The organism is Rhodococcus sp. SG20037 (assembly GCF_031763325.1).
GTDB lineage: Bacteria > Actinomycetota > Actinomycetes > Mycobacteriales > Mycobacteriaceae > Rhodococcus_F > Rhodococcus_F qingshengii.
Genome location: NZ_CP134497.1, coordinates 1,204,275 through 1,221,336, shown reverse-complemented (window position 1 = coordinate 1,221,336; position 17,062 = coordinate 1,204,275). Strand labels below are relative to the sequence as shown.

General features: G+C 64.3%; 14 protein-coding genes. 9 read left to right on the top strand and 5 right to left on the bottom strand.

What is annotated here, in order from left to right; all coding sequences use genetic code 11:
- Positions 1-20: 20 nt before the first annotated feature.
- Positions 21-599: a nucleotidyltransferase family protein gene (locus RHP72_RS05600; RefSeq protein WP_063314946.1), complete on the bottom strand. Its 579-nt coding sequence runs from the start codon at positions 597-599 to the stop codon at positions 21-23.
- A gap of 65 nt (positions 600-664) precedes the next feature.
- Here RHP72_RS05600 and RHP72_RS05595 point away from each other — a divergent pair, with 65 nt between their 5' ends.
- From RHP72_RS05595 to RHP72_RS05585, 3 genes are all read left to right on the top strand, one after another.
- Positions 665-910 (top strand): helix-turn-helix transcriptional regulator, encoded by a 246-nt coding sequence (locus RHP72_RS05595; RefSeq protein WP_007734566.1) that lies wholly within the window; start codon positions 665-667, stop codon positions 908-910.
- Positions 907-1,395 carry a hypothetical protein gene (locus RHP72_RS05590; RefSeq protein ID WP_050655513.1) on the top strand — a complete coding sequence of 163 codons (489 nt, stop codon included), beginning with the start codon at positions 907-909 and terminating at the stop codon, positions 1,393-1,395. Before RHP72_RS05595 ends, RHP72_RS05590 begins: the two co-directional genes overlap by 4 nt.
- 85 nt (positions 1,396-1,480) lie before the next feature.
- Positions 1,481-2,464, top strand: coding sequence for an LLM class F420-dependent oxidoreductase (locus RHP72_RS05585; protein ID WP_172403486.1), 984 nt, complete (start codon positions 1,481-1,483; stop codon positions 2,462-2,464).
- Between the two features lie 4 nt (positions 2,465-2,468).
- On the opposite strand, the gene RHP72_RS05580 is transcribed toward RHP72_RS05585, so the two are convergent.
- Both RHP72_RS05580 and RHP72_RS05575 read right to left on the bottom strand, forming a co-directional pair.
- Positions 2,469-4,727, bottom strand: coding sequence for a VanW family protein (locus tag RHP72_RS05580; protein WP_311094443.1), 2,259 nt, complete (start codon positions 4,725-4,727; stop codon positions 2,469-2,471).
- Positions 4,728-5,021: 294 nt separating this feature from the next.
- Positions 5,022-6,377, bottom strand: coding sequence for an acetyl-CoA C-acetyltransferase (locus RHP72_RS05575; RefSeq protein ID WP_311094442.1), 1,356 nt, complete (start codon positions 6,375-6,377; stop codon positions 5,022-5,024).
- Positions 6,378-6,507: 130 nt separating this feature from the next.
- Between RHP72_RS05575 and RHP72_RS05570 the strand changes: the two genes are divergently transcribed.
- Entirely contained in the window at positions 6,508-7,854 is a 1,347-nt protein-coding gene (locus RHP72_RS05570; RefSeq protein ID WP_003945596.1) for a 3-oxoacyl-ACP reductase, read from the top strand.
- The gene (locus RHP72_RS05565; protein ID WP_063314950.1) at positions 7,854-8,717 is read left to right on the top strand and encodes a MaoC/PaaZ C-terminal domain-containing protein; all 864 of its coding nucleotides are present in this window, start codon (positions 7,854-7,856) and stop codon (positions 8,715-8,717) included. Before RHP72_RS05570 ends, RHP72_RS05565 begins: the two co-directional genes overlap by 1 nt.
- Before the next feature lie 100 nt (positions 8,718-8,817).
- On the opposite strand, the gene RHP72_RS05560 is transcribed toward RHP72_RS05565, so the two are convergent.
- On the bottom strand, positions 8,818-9,417 hold the full coding sequence (locus RHP72_RS05560) for a TetR/AcrR family transcriptional regulator (RefSeq protein WP_003945885.1): 600 nt from the start codon (positions 9,415-9,417) through the stop codon (positions 8,818-8,820).
- Positions 9,418-9,489: 72 nt separating this feature from the next.
- On the bottom strand, positions 9,490-10,668 hold the full coding sequence (locus tag RHP72_RS05555; protein ID WP_058039141.1) for a glycoside hydrolase family 3 N-terminal domain-containing protein: 1,179 nt from the start codon (positions 10,666-10,668) through the stop codon (positions 9,490-9,492).
- A gap of 101 nt (positions 10,669-10,769) precedes the next feature.
- Here RHP72_RS05555 and RHP72_RS05550 point away from each other — a divergent pair, with 101 nt between their 5' ends.
- The 4 genes from RHP72_RS05550 (at position 10,770) to RHP72_RS05535 (ending at position 17,052) form a co-directional block, all read left to right on the top strand.
- Positions 10,770-11,237, top strand: a complete 468-nt coding sequence (locus RHP72_RS05550; protein WP_003945900.1) for a universal stress protein — start codon at positions 10,770-10,772, stop codon at positions 11,235-11,237.
- Positions 11,238-11,282: 45 nt separating this feature from the next.
- Positions 11,283-12,371 (top strand): isochorismate synthase MenF, encoded by a 1,089-nt coding sequence (locus tag RHP72_RS05545; RefSeq protein ID WP_118602748.1) that lies wholly within the window; start codon positions 11,283-11,285, stop codon positions 12,369-12,371.
- Between the two features lie 129 nt (positions 12,372-12,500).
- Positions 12,501-12,674, top strand: a complete 174-nt coding sequence (locus RHP72_RS05540) for a DUF2613 domain-containing protein (RefSeq protein ID WP_003945488.1) — start codon at positions 12,501-12,503, stop codon at positions 12,672-12,674.
- Positions 12,675-12,717: 43 nt separating this feature from the next.
- Entirely contained in the window at positions 12,718-17,052 is a 4,335-nt protein-coding gene (locus RHP72_RS05535) for an alpha-(1->3)-arabinofuranosyltransferase (protein WP_311094846.1), read from the top strand.
- Positions 17,053-17,062: the final 10 nt, after the last annotated feature.

Genomic DNA, 17,062 nt, shown 5'->3' with positions numbered 1-17,062 from the left:
CTGCATCCGCCGATCGAAGTCTAGGTCAGGTTCTCCGGCCAAGGCTCCACGGTCAGCGCGGGCCATTCCCTGCGCCACCGTGCCGCCTTGGCCTCGTACACCTCTCTCGGCGCCAGTACCGGGTTGGGGCGGACGATCATGTCGAAAAGGTCGTCGTAGCCATGCGGGGCATACACGTCGACGGTGCCGTCTGATCCCTTGGTGATCCCGAAACAGCAAGTTGTGGAAGCGAAGTGGTCGATAGCGTCGCGGCAACTGGTGAACGGAACGCCGGGAATCCCGAAATGTTGCTCGTACCACAGGTGCACGCGGGCTTCGTTGCGTACTTCGACATCGGCATCGACATCGGCGAACAGTTCTGCCGCCGAACGAATCACACGGTCCTCCGCGTCGTAGCTCAGATCGCCGGCGTCGAAGTAGAAGAGGTCGTAGTCCTTGATTCCGGCGCCGAGGTCACGGCCGTCGATGTGATTCCAGACGGTTTGGAAGAGCCCACCCGCCGTCAGGTACCACTCCGGCAATCCCAGCTTCGGTGCCCGATCCACGATCGTTGCGACCACCGGATTGGCCAGGGCGATCTCGAGAAATCGTTCACGCATGCTCTTCAGCCTCTCATATGACAAGCAAACTTGACATCTAGTGACAAGTATTCTTTACTTTTTGCATGACTGGAAAGGCCGGCGACAACAACGTGCGGGAGCACCGACGCCTCGCCGGCCTCACCCAGGCGCAACTGGCCACGGCAGGTCAGGTGAGCAGACAGAGCATCGTCTCCGTCGAACGCGGCGACTATGCACCGAGTGTCTACCTGGCACTACGCCTGGCACTGGCACTGGGGACCACCGTCGAAGCGCTCTTTCCCCTACCCGAATCGGAACTCACCACAGAAATTCCAGAGGAGACGGCATGAGCACCATGATGAAGGCAATGCGGTTCGTCGGCGATCTGGACGACGACTTCTACAAGGACGAGCGTCAGCGCGACGTCTGGAACGAAGCCTCGGCGGTGGGACTCCAGAGTGTCTTCTGGGCAATATTCGTCAGCTCGGCGATTCTGCCCTGGGTCGCCGGCCGAACAGGGGCGTGGATCTCGCTCGCGCTGCTGATCGTTGCGTTGTTCGGCTCGTTGATCACGATCATCTATGCGAAGCGTCGCGACGTCGATGTGTACGTGTTGTCCACCTACGGCCGTCCTCGCGTGGTGATCAGCATCGCGCTCTACCTCGTGGCCGCTGTCGGAATCATGGCCCGTCTCGAATTCGATTCGTACGAAGAATCGTCAACCTGGGTCGGCGCGCTGGTAGGCGCCATCATCGGCGGTGGCGTCGCAATCGCAATCGTCAAACTTCACCAGCAGCGCGCCAAGCGACGCGAAGCGGCCGAAGAACTTCTCTGAATTCCGGAAGTCTGCCCAGCACAACGGAATCCATAGAGTTGGTAAAATCGTGCCAGGTCAACCGATCGCGAGTAACGTCGAAACGGTGAGCACTCGCCTCGGATACCAGATGCCCAACTTCAGCTACGGCGGTCCGGTCAAGGACCTCTTCCCCACCGTCATAGCGCAGGCCCGCGAAGCCGAAGCCGCAGGCTTCGACACTGCATTCGTGATGGATCACTTCTACCAACTCCCCGGAATCGGAGCGCCGGACGCCCCGATGCTCGAGGCCTACTCCGCGCTCTCCGCGCTGGCGACGGCCACCGAGACCATCCAGTTGTCTGCACTGGTCACGGGAAACACCTACCGCAATCCGCCCATGCTCGCCAAGACCGTCACCACCCTCGACGTGGTGAGCGGCGGTCGGGCCATCCTGGGCATCGGCGCCGGCTGGTTCGAACTCGAACACAATTCGTTCGGATACGAGTTCGGCACTTTCACCGAGCGCTTCCAGAAACTCGACGAAGCCCTGCAGATCATCGCGCCGATGCTCCGCGGTGATCGCCCCACCTTCGACGGCAAGTGGTACCACGTCGAGGACGCCATCAACGAGCCTCGCGTCCGCGACGACCTACCGATCCTGCTCGGCGGTGGCGGTGAGAAGAAAACGTTCGGCCTCGCCGCTCGCTTCGCGGATCACCTCAACATCATCTGCGACCCGTCGGAACTGCCCCGCAAGATGGAAGCACTTGCGGCACGCTGCGACGAAGCCGGTCGCGATCCCGCAACCCTCGAAACCAGCTTCCTGACGTTCATGATGATCGACGAGGACGGCGACAAGGCTCGCGCGCATCAGCGAACATTTCTCGCGGAGCGTGGCCTCGACATCACCACCGCGCCGGAAGACGTGGTCGCCAAGGCCACCGAACGCCATTTCGTCGGCAGCCCGGACGACGTAGCCGAGCAGGTCCAGACGCGCATCCTCGACCACGGCATCGACGGCGTCGTGATCAACCTGATCACGAACGGCGAAGAGCCAGGCATCGTCGACCTCGCGGGCCGCACCCTCGCCCCACTCGTCGGCAAGTAGTTCCCTACTCGCACTTCACGATCGGCACCGGGTCGTACTTGACGGTCCGGGTGTTCGAGGAAATCTCGGCGCCACTCGCGTGGTCGGTGATCACGCGAGTGTCGCTGACCGTGAACCCGGGCGCACCGCTCGAAGCCACACAGCCAGGCCCCTCCGGCAAGGTCACGGTGTTCGGCGACGTCGGCGACGTCCGCGGGCCGGTCGTCGACGTGACATCGACAGTTTTGGTTCCCCAGATCCGAACGGTGATGTTCGACGACGTCGCAATCGTCTCGATCATCACGCCGGTCTTCGCCGGATTACGGAACTGCAGGTCGATCGCACCATCGAAGATGGTCGCCTCACGAGCCTCGGGGTACCGCGAGATGTAGTAACTGTGCTCGGTGTGCGCGACGTCCTCCATACCTGCGAAATACGTCGCGTTGTAGAGCGTCGTCGCGAGCTGGCTGATACCGCCGCCGACAGCCTTGTCCGGGCGACCGTTGTTGATGATCCCCGACTCGATGTATCCCTGCGCCGCACCGCGCGGGCCCGTGTACTCGTTGAGCGAGAACGTGTCACCGGGCTTGATCACGGCCCCGTCGATCTCCGACGCGGCCAGGCCGATGTTCACACCAGACGCGTATTCGAAACCACCGGTAGTGAATTCGCCGATCACCTCATTGATGCCGAGGGCCTCCGCGGCTTCGGTGGTCAACGCCGGCGGGACCGGTCCGTAAACGGCGGGCGTTGCCCGAGAAGCCGTGCTGCCCAACAGAACCGGAAGTTCCTTGACCGTGTCCGGCCAGTTGATCAGATCACCGACGACACCGGGCACAACCGACGGTTTGCCACCGGCGAAGGTGAACGACGCGTCCTTGGGTTGTACTTCCGTCGACGCCAACTGCGGAGTCAGAATCTTGATCGCAGCATCCGTGTTGTACTGCGGAGTCAGCCCACCCGAGCCGTCGGGTGTGAAGGTCAGAAACTCGCCGATCTGATCGACGCCGAGTGTCGCGACCTTGCCGTCACGGCCGTTGACCACGACGTCACCCGAGACAGCTGGAATAGCGATCTCCTGCAGCGCACGATCGACACCGGCCTGAGTGACCGTCACCGGAACCTCGTCGACCGGAAGATCGACGACGCCACCATCGGACCATTCAGCGGCGAAGGTCGAACCCGCCTGCTGCGTTTCGAGCGCCTGACCGGCAGCGGGCGAAACACCAGTCGCCTTCCCGTTCTCGAACACGACTGCACCTTCGACGGGCGCACGATCGCTGTTCGCCGCGAGCTGCGCCATCGACGCATCCAACGCACCCTGGTCGATTGCCGACACCACGGGCACCTCGCGGGAGCCGAAGAACGACGTGATGCGGGTGATCGGGTTGATGGGCTGAGCGTTCACGCCCGACAGCGTCGCCGACCAGTCGACGTCCACACCCGCAGACGCGGGAACGATCTCGGAGTCGACGCCGCCTGCATGTACCGCTACCGGTTCGACGAGCCTCGGGCCGAGTTGGGCGCGCAGCGTGGCTTCCGCGTCGGCGGGCGTGAGATCACCGATGTCCACCCCGGCGACCTGAGTGCCGCGTGGTGTCTTCCCGGACGAGGTGAAGATGTCCACTCCGTAGGCAATCGCTGCGACGGCAAAGATGGCGCCGACTGCTATCGCCGGTTTGACCCACTTGCGGGAAGACTGCGAAGCGGGCGCCACCGGTTGTTGCGGCGCCGGGGGTGCAACTACCTCTGGTTCTCGGACAACAGGCTCGTACTGCTGCTGGATGGGTTCGAGTTGCTGGGTGTCGTACTGCTGCACGAACTCGGGACGCGGCGGCTTCGGGGGAACCACCACTGCCGGGGGCTCGAACTGCTCTGTCTGCTCGTCGATGGCTTCTGTCGCCGGAGCCGAGTTGACTACTTCCGTCGACGGTGCGTCCTCCGCTGGGACGACAGGGATGACGGTGGTGACCTCGTTTGCCGATTCGTCGACTGTCGCTTCCGTGGAATCGCTTGCTTCTTCGTCGACAGGTCTTGGTGCTTCGGCTGGTTCAGGTTCTACTGATTCAGCCTCGACAACGGCCTCAGTGTCCTCAGGGGCCTCGGGTTCCTCGACCGACTGGGGTTCCTCGACCGACTGGGGTTCCTCGACCGACTGGGGTTCCTCGACCGACTCGGTCTCTTCGACCGCCTGAGGTTCCTCGACCGACTCGAGTTCCTGTTCCGGGAGGGACGAGTCCTCGCTGTTCGTCTTCTCGACGGACGGACCCTCTTCGTCACTCACCTGTTGGCTCCTCGCTGCATCAACCGTCGCTGCGGCGCTCACCGACAACTCAATACAGGATATCCGGACATACGAGAGCCCCGCGCTGCTGCCAGGTCGGGGGTCAGGCAGCAACACGGGGCTGTCATGAATATCGGTAGCTATTCTGCAGCGTTACACGCCTGCGCGAAAAAGTTTGCAAAGAGTTCGGGGATCCGGCCACCCCTCGTGGCCGGATCCCCGATTACGCATCCCCTCGCGACGATCACTGCAGGTGAGCGCAGTTTTCAGTCGCATGGGGAGATTGTGGAGCGGTTACCGCTCGATGATCGCCGTGACACCCTGGCCACCGGCCGCACAGATCGAGATCAGGCCGCGGCCCGAACCCTTCTCCGCGAGCATCTTTGCGAGGGAAGCCACAATACGTCCGCCGGTCGCCGCGAACGGGTGACCTGCAGCCAAGGACGATCCGTTGACATTGAGCTTGCTTCGGTCGATCGATCCCAATGCGCCGTCGAGGCCGAGGCGTTCCTTGCAGTACTCGTCCGACTCGAAGGCCTGCAGGGTTGCCAGAACCACCGAAGCGAAGGCTTCGTGGATCTCGTAGTAATCGAAGTCCTGCAAGGTCAGACCGTTGCGGGCCAGCAAACGCGGGATCGCGTACGTAGGAGCCATGAGCAACCCGTCTTTGCCGTGGACGTAGTCGACGGCAGCGGTTTCGGAATCGACGAGGTGCGCCAGAACCGGAAGATTGCGCTCGGCTGCCCAACCGTCGGTGGAGAGGAGCACTGCAGAAGCGCCGTCGGTGAGCGGCGTCGAGTTGCCTGCCGTCATCGTCGCGTCGCCGAGCTTGGTACCGAAGACGGGCTTGAGCGTCGACAGCTTCTCGACGGTCGAACCGGGACGGAGGTTGTCGTCGCGGGTCAGGCCGAGGAACGGGGTGACGAGGTCGTCGAAGAAGCCGCGGTCGTAGGCAGCTGCCATGTTCTTGTGGCTGGCAGCGGCAAGTTCGTCCTGGTCCTCGCGCTTGATGCCGAATTCCTTGGCAGTGATCGCAGCGTGGTCACCCATCGACTTGCCGGTGCGAGGCTCGCCGTTGCGCGGAATCTCCAGGCCGAGCATGCCCGCACGGACGTTGCCGAGCAGCTTGATGCGGTCGCCCGTGGACTTCGCGCGATTGAGGGAGAGCAGGAACTCGCGTGCCTGATCGTTGACGCCGATCGGAGCGTCGGACGTGGTGTCCGTGCCGCCGCCGATGCCGGAATCGATGCGGCCGGCCGAAATGGCGTCGCCGACGGCGATGATCGACTGCAGTCCCGTGCCGCACGCCTGCTGAAGGTCGTACGCCGACGTGTACGGGCTCAGCGCGCTGCCGAGAACGGACTCGCGAATGAGATTGAAATCACGGCTGTGCTTGAGCACCGCACCGCCGACGACCATGCCGAGCTTCTCGCCCTGCAGATTGAATCGGCTCACCAGACCGTCGAGCGTCGCAGTGAACATGTCCTGGTTGGACGCCTGTGCGTACGCCTTGTCCGAGCGTGCGAACGGAATGCGATTTCCGCCGACGATCGCAACCGGACGGCGCTGACCTGCAGAATTTGCAGCGGCTGCGGCCGGTGCAGTGCGCGGTGCGGCGGGCTTTGCATTTGAACGGGCTTTGCTTGTCACTTGCGTCTCCAAGGATGGTGCGATTACCTGTTGAAGACTATTCTTACTCAGTAGTAAGTTACTTGTCTATCGCCGCATTCTTTCGATTGCCCGGTGAGAGACAACCCGAAACACAACAGAAGGTAGGACCGTGGCAGCCAGCAAGGGAGCTCCCGACCTCTATTCACAGTTCCTCTCGTCCGCCCCCGGCGCATTCATCGCGTCGAAGGCCGGCCTGCCCAGGCCCGAGAACCTGCGTCGCTACAAAGCAGGGGAACCCGCACTCGCCGGACCTGTCCTCATCGGCGGCAAGGGTCGGCTCGCAGAACCACTTCGCGTACTGCTCTCCGACTACCCGGCGGCTCAGGCACACGACAGCAGCTTCGGTGGACTCGTGTTCGACGCCACCGGAATCACTCAGGTCAGCGAGCTCGAGCAGCTGTTCGAGTTCTTCCAGCCCGTGATCCGCAACCTCGCACCGTCGGCTCGCGTCGTCGTTCTCGGCACGACGCCGGAAGAAACGTCGAGCGTCGACGAGCATGTCGCGCAGCGCGCTCTGGAAGGCTTCACCCGCAGCGTCGGCAAGGAGATCAAGCGCGGCTCCACCGCTCAGCTGGTCTACGTCTCCCCCAAGGCATCCACCGGACTCTCCGGCGTGGAATCGACTCTGCGCTTTCTCCTTTCGGCAAAGTCCGCCTTCGTCGACGGCCAGGTCATCGTCGTCGGCGCTGAAGATTCCGTCGCGCCCGCAAGCTGGGACAAGCCGCTCGAAGGCAAGGTTGCCGTCGTCACCGGCGCAGCCCGCGGTATCGGCGCCACCATCGCCGAGGTCCTGGCCCGCGACGGCGCGCACGTCGTCTGCGCTGACATCCCGGCCGCCGGCGAAGCGCTGTCCGAGACCGCGAACAAGGTCGGCGGCACGTCCCTCGCCCTCGACGTCACGGCAGCCGACGCAGCCGAGGTCCTCGCAGCTCACCTCCTCGAGCGTCACGGTGGAGCGGACATCATCGTCCACAACGCCGGCATCACCCGCGACAAGACCCTCGCCAACATGGACGAGGGCCGCTGGAACATGGTCATGAACGTCAATCTTCTTGCACCGCAGAAGATCACCGAGCACCTCGTCGAGAAGGGCGCCCTCAAGGAAGGCGGCCGCGTCGTCGACGTCTCCTCCATCGCCGGCATCGCGGGCAACCGCGGCCAGACCAACTACGGCACCTCCAAGGCCGGCGTCATCGGCCTCGTACACGCCGAAGCTCCCGTCCTGGCGAAGAAGAACATCACCATCAACGCCGTCGCACCGGGCTTCATCGAGACCGCCATGACCGCAGCCATCCCCTTCGCCACCCGCGAAGCCGGCCGCCGCATGAGCTCGCTCCTGCAGGGCGGCGAGACCGTCGACGTCGCCGAGACCGTCGCATACTTCGCCAGCCCGGCCTCCAATGCCGTTACGGGACAGGTCGTTCGCGTCTGCGGCCAGAGCCTCCTGGGCGCATGATGGCAACAAAGACCGTCGCGCTCACCGAGCAGCCGAAGACCCTCGACATCTACTCCCGCGCGGTACTGGGATTGTTGCCGTGGAACAAGTCCAACTCGCGCTCGGTGCCACAGCAGACCTTCACCCTCACCGGATTGAAGGTCGACACCGACAATCTGGCGGCGTACTGCCGCGTGACCGGACTGCGGTTCGGCGACACTCTGCCGATCACGTACCCCTTCACCTTGGCCTTCCCTACCGTGATGAAGCTGATGGTGTCGAAGGACTTCCCCTTCGCCGCCGTCGGCTCCGTTCACGCCGAGAACGTCATCGAATCACTGCGGCCCATCTCCGTCAGCGAACCGCTTGACCTCTCGGTGCATGCCGAGAACCTGCGTGAGCACCGCAAGGGCCTGCTGATCGACGTGATCACCGAAATTCGGGTGGGACGGGAACTGGTCTGGCGACAGACCTCGAGCTTCCTGAACCAGCAGAAGACCTCCCTGTCCGGCCAGCCCGGTCCGGAGCCCAAGGCCGACGAGGTCCCCCCGATGCCGATGAGCACCATCCGCGTCGACCAGACCACGATCAGCAAGTACGCCGCTGTCTCCGGCGACCGTAATCCGATTCACGTCTCGTCTCTGGGCGCGAAGGCTTTCGGTTTCCCGAAGACCATTGCTCACGGAATGTGGAGTGCCGCGGCAGTTCTGCGGACCGTCGAGGGGTCCGTCGCGGACAAGGTCACCTACCGCGTGCGTTTCGGGAAGCCGATTCTGCTACCGGCGACGCTGAATGCCTACGCTGATCGCACCGACGACGGCTGGGATCTGTCACTGCGCCACCCGAAGAAGGGTTACCCGCACGTCACTGCGACGCTGCGCTGACCTGAGTTTTGTCGGGTTCCCACCCTCCCCAATTGAGCGAACGTACCTTTCGGCGCCTTGGATGCGCTGAAAGGTACGTTCGCTCAGATTGGTTTGAGAGCTATTCGGACTTCTTCTTGCCCGACAGACCGCGCCACGCGAGGGATTCGAGTAGATCCGCTGCGGCATCCACTTCGATTTCCCCACCCGCGACCCGGTCGGCTACCGCCTCACCGGCGCCGACGAGCGCGATGGCGATGATCCCGTAATCATGCGCGGCATCAGGATCCTTGGTGCTGGACTCGAGCAGATGCGCGGTCAACTCGATCAACCGATCGCGGCTGGACTGCACGGTTCCCGCAAAAGCCTGCTGCCCGACGGCCTGACGGTAGAGCACCATCCACGACTTGCGGTTTGCGCCCACGAACCCGAGGAAGCCCTCGAGAGCGGCGCGCAATTGTTCACGCGGAGTCAGGTTCGGCGCGCCGGCCGGGGCGAGGGCCTCGAGGAAGCGGAGCCCTTCACGATGAATGCACGCCGCGAACAACTCTTCCTTCGAGCCGTAGTACAGGTACAGCATCGGCTTCGAGATCTCGGCTTTGGCTGCGATGGTGTCCATCGAAGTTTCGTGAAACCCCCTGTCGGAGAACACGTCCACAGCCGCGTCGAGCATCTGCTGCTCACGCACTGCGCGTGGCAGTCGCTTGGTACCGCCGGCCATGCTTCCTCCAACCACAGGGTAAATGTCGATCTTACTCTACGGTAAGATTGCGCGTCGAATCCTGACTTCGACTCAGCAGGTCACGGCACCTTTGGCAGCGGCAACTGTGACCACAGCCTGATCGACCCGCGTCTGCGGAAGCTCACCCGACGCGACGGCCTGCTCGAGATGATCGAGAACCCGCGGAACGTCGTCGGTGGTCAGCCACAATGCCTGATCGACTCCAGCCACCAGCGCAGCCTGAACCGCGTCGGCAATATCGTATCGGTCGGTGATCGCCTGCATTCCGCTGAGGTCGTCGGTGAATACCGGGCCGGTGAACGGCGCTGCGCCGTAACCCACTCCGTCGCGAAGCAACGCAACGGCTGCGGGGCTGATGCTGGCAGGGGTACCGGGCTCGGTCAGACCGGGAACCTCGAGGTGACCCATCATGACGCCGACTCCGGTTCCCGACAGCTCACGGAAGGGAATCAGGTCCGACGCGATCAGATCCTGTAGCGGCGGCGTTGTCACCTCACCCCGGTGCGAGTCACCCGACGCGCTGCCATGCCCGGGAAAGTGCTTGATCACCGGGAAGATTCCGGCGTCGCGCATCCCCTGCGCGTACGCACCGGCGTAGGCAACCACGGTCTGGGGGTCGTCGGAGTACGAGCGGTCCCCGATCACGGAGTCGTCGGGTTGGCTGCTGACGTCGACGTCGGGGGCGTAGTTGACGGTGATCCCGAGATCCTTCAAACCGCGTCCACGCTCGAGTGCCATCTGGTACGTCTGTTCCACTGTCATGGTCTGCGCCGTTTCCCTGGCCGACGGATCGGGCCCGAGGATGTCCGCGACGCGCGAAACCCGTCCACCTTCTTCGTCGATCGTCACCATCAACGGCAACTTCGACGCCGAAGCAACCTGCGGCACTTCGCGATTGGTGAGCATCGACTGATCGGTCCAACTTCCGACGAAGATACCGCCGATCTCCTCGTTCTGCACTATCGACAACGCGTCGTCGGTCCCGGTGACGCCGACGTTGAGCAGCTGGGCAAGTTTCTGACGCAAGGACAGCGAGGCTAGAAGGTCGCTACCGCACGATGCGGCGACGGGTGCGGAGCTCGATGCCGCAGGCGTCGACGTGATCTCGGTGCTGGTGCTGGTCGGGGCGCTCGAAACCGGATCGGCGGTCCCGTTTTCGCCCGAGCATCCCGCAACCAACCCTCCGCACAATGCAATGGTCGTTGCAGCCTTCAGAAACTTGATCCGCATACCTCGACCGTAACGGACCCGGTACCCATACACTCCCTCACGGGCACATCGGGACGGTAGCCTGGAAGAGAACCGATTCCCCCGCTGACGAGGAGGTCGTGATGCCACAAGGTCTGATGCTCATCGCGTACGACGGTTCCGACAACGCCAAGCGTGCAGTCGACTATGCGGGGCGTTTCCTCTCCGCCAATCGTGCTGTTCTCGTCACTGCCTGGGAGCCCATGGTTCGCCAGGCCGCTCGCATGTCCGGCCTGTCCGGGGTGATGCAACCGGAGTGGGTTCCCGACGACGACGTCGAGGACATCGCGTACACCGACGCCAAAGTCACCCTCGCCGAGGGCGTCGCATTGGCCGAGGCCGCCGGCCTGACCGTCGAAGGCAGAAGCGCCGAGTGCCGATCCGCGATCTGGTCTGCAATCTGCGAAACCGCAGACGAATTGGACGTCGACATCATCGTGACCGGCACCCGTGGCACCACGGGTTTGCGGTCGCTACTGCAGAGCAGCGTCGCGGATCATGTTCTGCGTCACAGTCATCGGCCGGTGTTGATCGTCCCTCCGGGGAAGTGACCTTCGCGCATTCCTGATCCGTGGCCGACTAGTGTCGAAAGCACCATGGACGGTTTTGTTCTCTCGCGCCCCGATCACAGCGTGGTCACCCGCGGCGTACGACGCAGCTTCGACAGCTCCGACGCGGCCACCAACGCTCTGTCGGCAGGTACGACAAAGCTGATCGTCGGAGCGCTCCCCTTCGACCCCGCTGCCGCAACGGCGTTGTACGAACCCGCCGAGGCGACGATCGCGTCGCGGCCGTGGCAACCGCGCGATCCCCAGGCCCTGCCCACGACCCGGGTTGACCGGGAGATCCCGTCGTCGTCGGAGCATCTTCGTCGAGTGGAAAAGTTGATCGGACGCCTCCGCAGTGGAGAGATCGACAAGGTTGTCGCGGCTCGCACTGTGGAACTTCGCACGCAGACCCCGATCTCCCCAACCGCGCTCGCCGCACGCATGGCGGCGCTCAATCCCGTCGCCAACACCTTTGCCGTCGACCTCTCTGCTGCGGGAGCCGAATTCGAGGGCCACAGCCTGGTCGGCGCGACGCCCGAAGTATTGGTCAGTCGACGCGGGCGCGTCGTGACGTGTCGCCCGTTGGCCGGGACCACCAAGCGATCCGCCGACGCCGATCAAGACCGCGAGGCAGGCGAAAGCCTTCTGCATTCGACGAAGAATCTGGCCGAGCACGCCTTCGTGACGTCGTGGATCCGCCAGGTCCTGCAACCGATGTGCAGTGATCTGTCGGTGCCGGCAACTCCCGAACTGACCAATACTCACGAGGTCTGGCACTTGGCCAGCCCGATCCGCGGCACGCTGCGAAACGACACTACTGCGCTCGACCTCGCCATCGCGCTGCATCCGACGCCCGCGCTGTGCGGAACACCCACTGACACGGCACTGAAGGTCATCCGCGAGACCGAGGAACCTCGGCGTTTCTACGGCGGCGCCGTGGGATGGTGCGACGAGGCCGGTGACGGCGATTGGGTGGTTGCCATCCGCTGCGCCGAGATCGGTGCAGACGGCTTCACTGCCTGGGCCAGCGCGGGTGGCGGAATCGTCGCCGAATCGGATCCGCAGGACGAACTCGACGAGACGTCCACGAAACTGCGCACTCTGTTGACCGCGCTTGGTGCCGAAACCCTCGACTGACCAGCACGTCACGAGGGTAATCGTCCGGATTCTCGAGTGCGGGTGATACCTTGACCCGAGCAGTTCGTACGGGCCGGTAAGTCCGTCCGACCGCGAACGACCGACTAACGACCAATTGGGAGATCCGCGATGACGAAGTTCCTTGTCCCCGGTGTGGCCAGCGCTGTCATCGGTGCCGTTCTGGGTGCCGGCGTCATCTTCGGTGTCACGGCCGCCGCGTCGGACAACACTCGTCCCGAGATCGACCGCAGCGGAAACGCAGATTCTTCCGTGCTGAACCAGGTTGAGTACGGCAGCCGCTGAGAGCGCAGGCCTCGCGAGTTCCCGTTCTTCCGCCGACGCAGCGGTGTCTTCGGTAGACACCGCCCCGTCGGCAGAGCCCCTGTCGAAGCGGTGGCTGTTCGGCGCCGCCGTCGTAGCGTTTCTTCTCACTTTTCTGCAATCGCCGGGTCTGATCACCGCTGACACCAAGTACGACCTGACGCAGAATCCGTTCGGTTTTCTCGAACGCGCCTCGCATCAGTGGAGTAGTCAGGCCCCGCTCGGCCAGGTTCAAAACCAGGCCTACGGATATTTCTTTCCGCACGGGCCGTTCTTCGCGCTCGGCGAGTTGGCGAACGTTCCGCCGTGGGTCACCCAGCGCATCTGGTGGGCGCTGCTTCTGATCGCAGGTTTCTGGGGCATCATCCGAGTTGCCGAGGCTCTCGGCATCGGCAGCCGTAGTTCGCGCGTGATTGCAGCGGTTGCCTTTGTTCTTTCTCCCCGCGTGCTGACCACGCTCGGTTCGATTTCCTCGGAAACCCTTCCGATGATGTTGGCGCCGTGGGTGTTGTTGCCGGTGGTTTTGGCCTTCGGCCCTGTGCGTGGAAAAGGAGTCCCTGGACTCCCTGACCACTCACGGGGGTTGAGGCGGTTGGCCGCACAATCCGCACTTGCCGTCGCACTCATGGGTTCGATCAACGCCGTCGCCACCGCCGCGGCCTGCCTGGTCGCGATCATCTGGTGGCTCTCGCACAAACCCAACCGAACATGGCTGACGTTCACCGCGTGGTGGGCGCTGTTCGTCGCTCTCGGCACCCTCTGGTGGATCGTGCCGCTACTTCTGCTCGGCAAGATCAGCCCACCGTTTCTCGACTACATCGAGTCCGCCGGTGTCACCACTCAGTGGGCATCGCTCGCCGAGATACTTCGCGGCACGGACAGTTGGACCCCGTTCGTCTCCCCCGAACGCATTGCCGGCGCCGTCCTGGTCACCCAACCCGCAGCAGTCGTCGCCACCGGCCTGGTTGCCGCCGCCGGCCTCGCCGGGCTCTGCATGCGGTCCATGCCTGCTCGCGGCCGGCTGACGCTCATCCTGTTCGTCGGTATCACCGGCCTGGCCGCGGGTTACTTGGGTGAACTCAGCTCGCCGGTGTCGGAGTCGGTGCGCCTGTTCCTCGACTCGGCAGGCGCGCCGCTGCGCAACGTCCACAAGCTCGAGCCGTTGGTCCGTCTGCCGCTGGTGCTCGGACTCGCACACCTGCTGGCCAAAGTGCCACTGCCGGGATCGGTTCCACTCGCCCGATGGCGCCGCGCGTTCGCCCATCCCGAGCGCGAACCGATGGTCGCACTGACCAGCCTGATCCTCGTTGCCCTCACCCTCTCGACCGCCTTGGCCTGGACGGGAAAGCTCGCTCCCCGCGGTGCGTATCCGGACGTCCCCTCGTACTGGAACGAGGCGGCGCAGTGGCTCGAGGACAACACCTCCCCCGGATCGGAAGCCGAACGTGCCCTGGTCGTCCCGGGAGCGCCCTTCGGCAGCCAGGTGTGGGGTCTGACGCGTGACGAACCGCTTCAGGCGTTGGCGAGTACGCCGTGGGCAGTACGTGACTCGGTCCCGCTGACCCCTCCCGGCGCCATCCGAGCGCTCGATTCGGTGCAACGTCTCATCGCCGACGGACGTCCGTCGGACGGCCTCGCACAGACCTTGCTGGGGCAGGGCATCCACTACCTGGTGATGCGCAACGACCTCGACGGCGAAACGTCGCGCTCGGCCAGACCGATACTCGTGCACCAGGCGGTCGAAGGCTCGCCGGGGATCAAGCGAGTCGCCCACTTCGGTGAAGACGACAGCCCCGAACCGATCGAAGGGCTGGTCGCGGACAGCGATCTGCGGCCCGGTTACCCAGCCATCGAGATCTTCGAGGTCACCCCGCCCGACGGCACCCCGGCGGTCAGCGGCCCGTACTCCGTCGACCTGAACCAGGTTCCGCGTGTACAAGGTGGGCCGGAATCGTCTGTGCGACTTCACGAAAGCGGGCTGGTTCCGGGGACCGGGCCGATGATTCTTGCCGCCGACGCCGAAGCTGCGGGACTGCCCGTCGATTCTGTCACCGTCACCGACACACCGCGCGATCGGGAAACCGATTTCGGTCAGGTCGACAACCACAGTTCCGCCCTGCGCACCCCCGACGACGCTCGTCGTACCTACAATCTGGTGCCCGACTACCCGGTTGCGAACACGCCTCTCGTGGAAGGCCGTTGGAGCGGAGCTTCGATCACCGTCTCCAGCGCCGCCTCGGATGCCACCCAGCTGGGCGGCACTTCACCGTCGAGCAGTCCCGCGTCGACGGTCGACGGCGATCCCGCCACCGGCTGGTTCAGCAACGGCATCGAGCGAGCCCTGGGCCAGTGGTTGCAGATCGACTTCGACACACCGATTTCCAGCGGGTTGCTTCATCTGACCACCAGTGCCGCGGCAATCGGTGCTCCCGTCAAATGGCTCGAGGTCTCGACACCGAACGGCAGCACAGCGGTGAAGGTGGAGCGTCCCGGTGAGCCCATCACCGTCTCGATCCCGGGCGGCACCACTCCGTGGGTACGCATCACAGCGACTCACACCGAAAACGGATCGCCTGGAACACAGTTCGGCATCAGCGAACTCTCCGTCGAAGACTTCTCCGATCGCAGCGCACCGAAGACCGTACCGATCCGTTTCGACACGGTCCTGCCGAATACGCCGACGGGCGCATCCGTGACCGCCTGGAATCTGAGCCAGGAGTTCCCCGGTCGCAACGCGTGCGCGGACTCGACCGACCGCGTGCGGTGCAGCAATGCATTCATGGCGATACCCGAAGAGCCGAGCCGTTTCCAACGCACACTCACGGTGCCCGAAAATACAGTCGTTGCACCGACACTGACCGTCCGGGCGCGTCAGGGCAACGCCCTCGAAGATCTGCTTTCCGTCCCCGGCCGAATCACGGCTTCGGGTTCGAGCGACATCGGCGACACACGCGGATCTGCCTTCGCTGCCACCGACGGCGACGCACGCACCACGTGGTCGGCGCCGCAGAGCACCACCGAACCGGGCGGCCCGAAACCGACGCTGACTCTCAATCTTCCCGAGCCGACCCTGGTCACCGGCCTGGACATCACGCGGGGACTCGGCACCCTGCCGTCGCTGCCGACCAGCGTCGCGGTGAATCTCGGCAACGGGCCGCAGGTGCGAGAGCTGCCCGAACCCTCGGACGACACGCCTCGAACCAGTCGAATTACCCTCTCCCCCTTCGTCACCGACAAGATCGTCCTGAGCATCACCGATTGGGAACCGGTCCTCGATCAGACGGCGCTCGGCTTCGCCCAGGCGCAGCCCACCGGCCTCGCCGAGGTCGGCGTCATCGGTGCCGACGGAACCCCGATCGCCGGTTCGGGAGTGCAGGGCTCGGACTCATTCGACAACCGCACCGTCACCGTCACCTGTGGCGATGGCCCGACCATTTCGGTTGCCGGACAGCAATTCCCCACCTCGATCACGGCGACGGCGACGCAACTCCGGACCGGCGCACCCGTCGAGGCACGTGTGTGCGGTCTGGACGCGTCGGCGACGTTGCCGGCGGGCCAGCCCGAAGTGGTCGTCGAACCAGGCCCGGCATTCTCGGTCGACAACCTCGATCTGACGGCGGTCGGTCCTTCAGCCGCGCAACGGAATACACCGCTCGAATCGACCTCGTGGACGGCGAATCACCGGGAACTCACCGTCACGAACTCGTCCACCGATCAGCTGATCGTCAATCCCGAGAGCACCAGCATCGGTTGGATCGCCACCGCGCCGGACGGTTCCGAGCTGACGCCGGTGGTCGTGAACGGTTGGCAGCAGGGCTGGATCGTGCCGGCAGGCACCGCGGGAACCGTCACCATCGACTTCCCCAGCGACCGTTGGTACCGCCTCGGCATATTCGGCGGGCTCGTGTTGCTGATCCCACTGCTGTTCGCGGCACTTGTCCCTACGCGCCGAGAGCCCAAGTCCCTCACACCACCCCGTCCGTGGCGCAGCGTCGCGGCAGGATGGGTGGGCGTGCTCGCGGCGGCCACCGTCATCGGCGGCGGAGTGGGAGCGGCGATCGCAGTTGTGTGCTCGATCCTCGGACTTGCCGCGCTGCGAATCTTCGGCCCCGCTCGGACCGCACGCATTCTCGTCGGCACCGCCGGCGTGGCCGCGATGATCGGCATCACGCTGCTCTCGACCGGACCGTGGCGGGCACCGGGCGGCTATGTGGGCGATTCGTTCGCGATTCAGTTCTCGATGTTGGTGGCCTTGGTCGTGACCGGGTTGGCCGCGTTGCCCTTTGCCGGTTCACCGATATGGCGGCGCTTCTCCCAGCGCGTGACCGCGACGCGCGCCGGTTCCTCCACCAAGGCGTAACTGGCCGAGG

Excerpts from the sequence above, each read along its gene's own strand:
- RHP72_RS05560 (WP_003945885.1), bottom strand. The coding sequence starts at position 9,417 with ATGGCCGGCGGTACCAAGCGACTGCCACGCGCAGTGCGTGAGCAGCAG.
- RHP72_RS05545 (WP_118602748.1), top strand. The coding sequence starts at position 11,283 with ATGGACGGTTTTGTTCTCTCGCGCCCCGATCACAGCGTGGTCACCCGC.
- RHP72_RS05540 (WP_003945488.1), top strand. The coding sequence starts at position 12,501 with ATGACGAAGTTCCTTGTCCCCGGTGTGGCCAGCGCTGTCATCGGTGCC.
- RHP72_RS05550 (WP_003945900.1), top strand. The coding sequence starts at position 10,770 with ATGCCACAAGGTCTGATGCTCATCGCGTACGACGGTTCCGACAACGCC.
- RHP72_RS05555 (WP_058039141.1), bottom strand. The coding sequence starts at position 10,668 with ATGCGGATCAAGTTTCTGAAGGCTGCAACGACCATTGCATTGTGCGGA.
- RHP72_RS05590 (WP_050655513.1), top strand. The coding sequence starts at position 907 with ATGAGCACCATGATGAAGGCAATGCGGTTCGTCGGCGATCTGGACGAC.
- RHP72_RS05565 (WP_063314950.1), top strand. The coding sequence starts at position 7,854 with ATGGCAACAAAGACCGTCGCGCTCACCGAGCAGCCGAAGACCCTCGAC.
- RHP72_RS05600 (WP_063314946.1), bottom strand. The coding sequence starts at position 599 with ATGCGTGAACGATTTCTCGAGATCGCCCTGGCCAATCCGGTGGTCGCA.
- RHP72_RS05595 (WP_007734566.1), top strand. The coding sequence starts at position 665 with ATGACTGGAAAGGCCGGCGACAACAACGTGCGGGAGCACCGACGCCTC.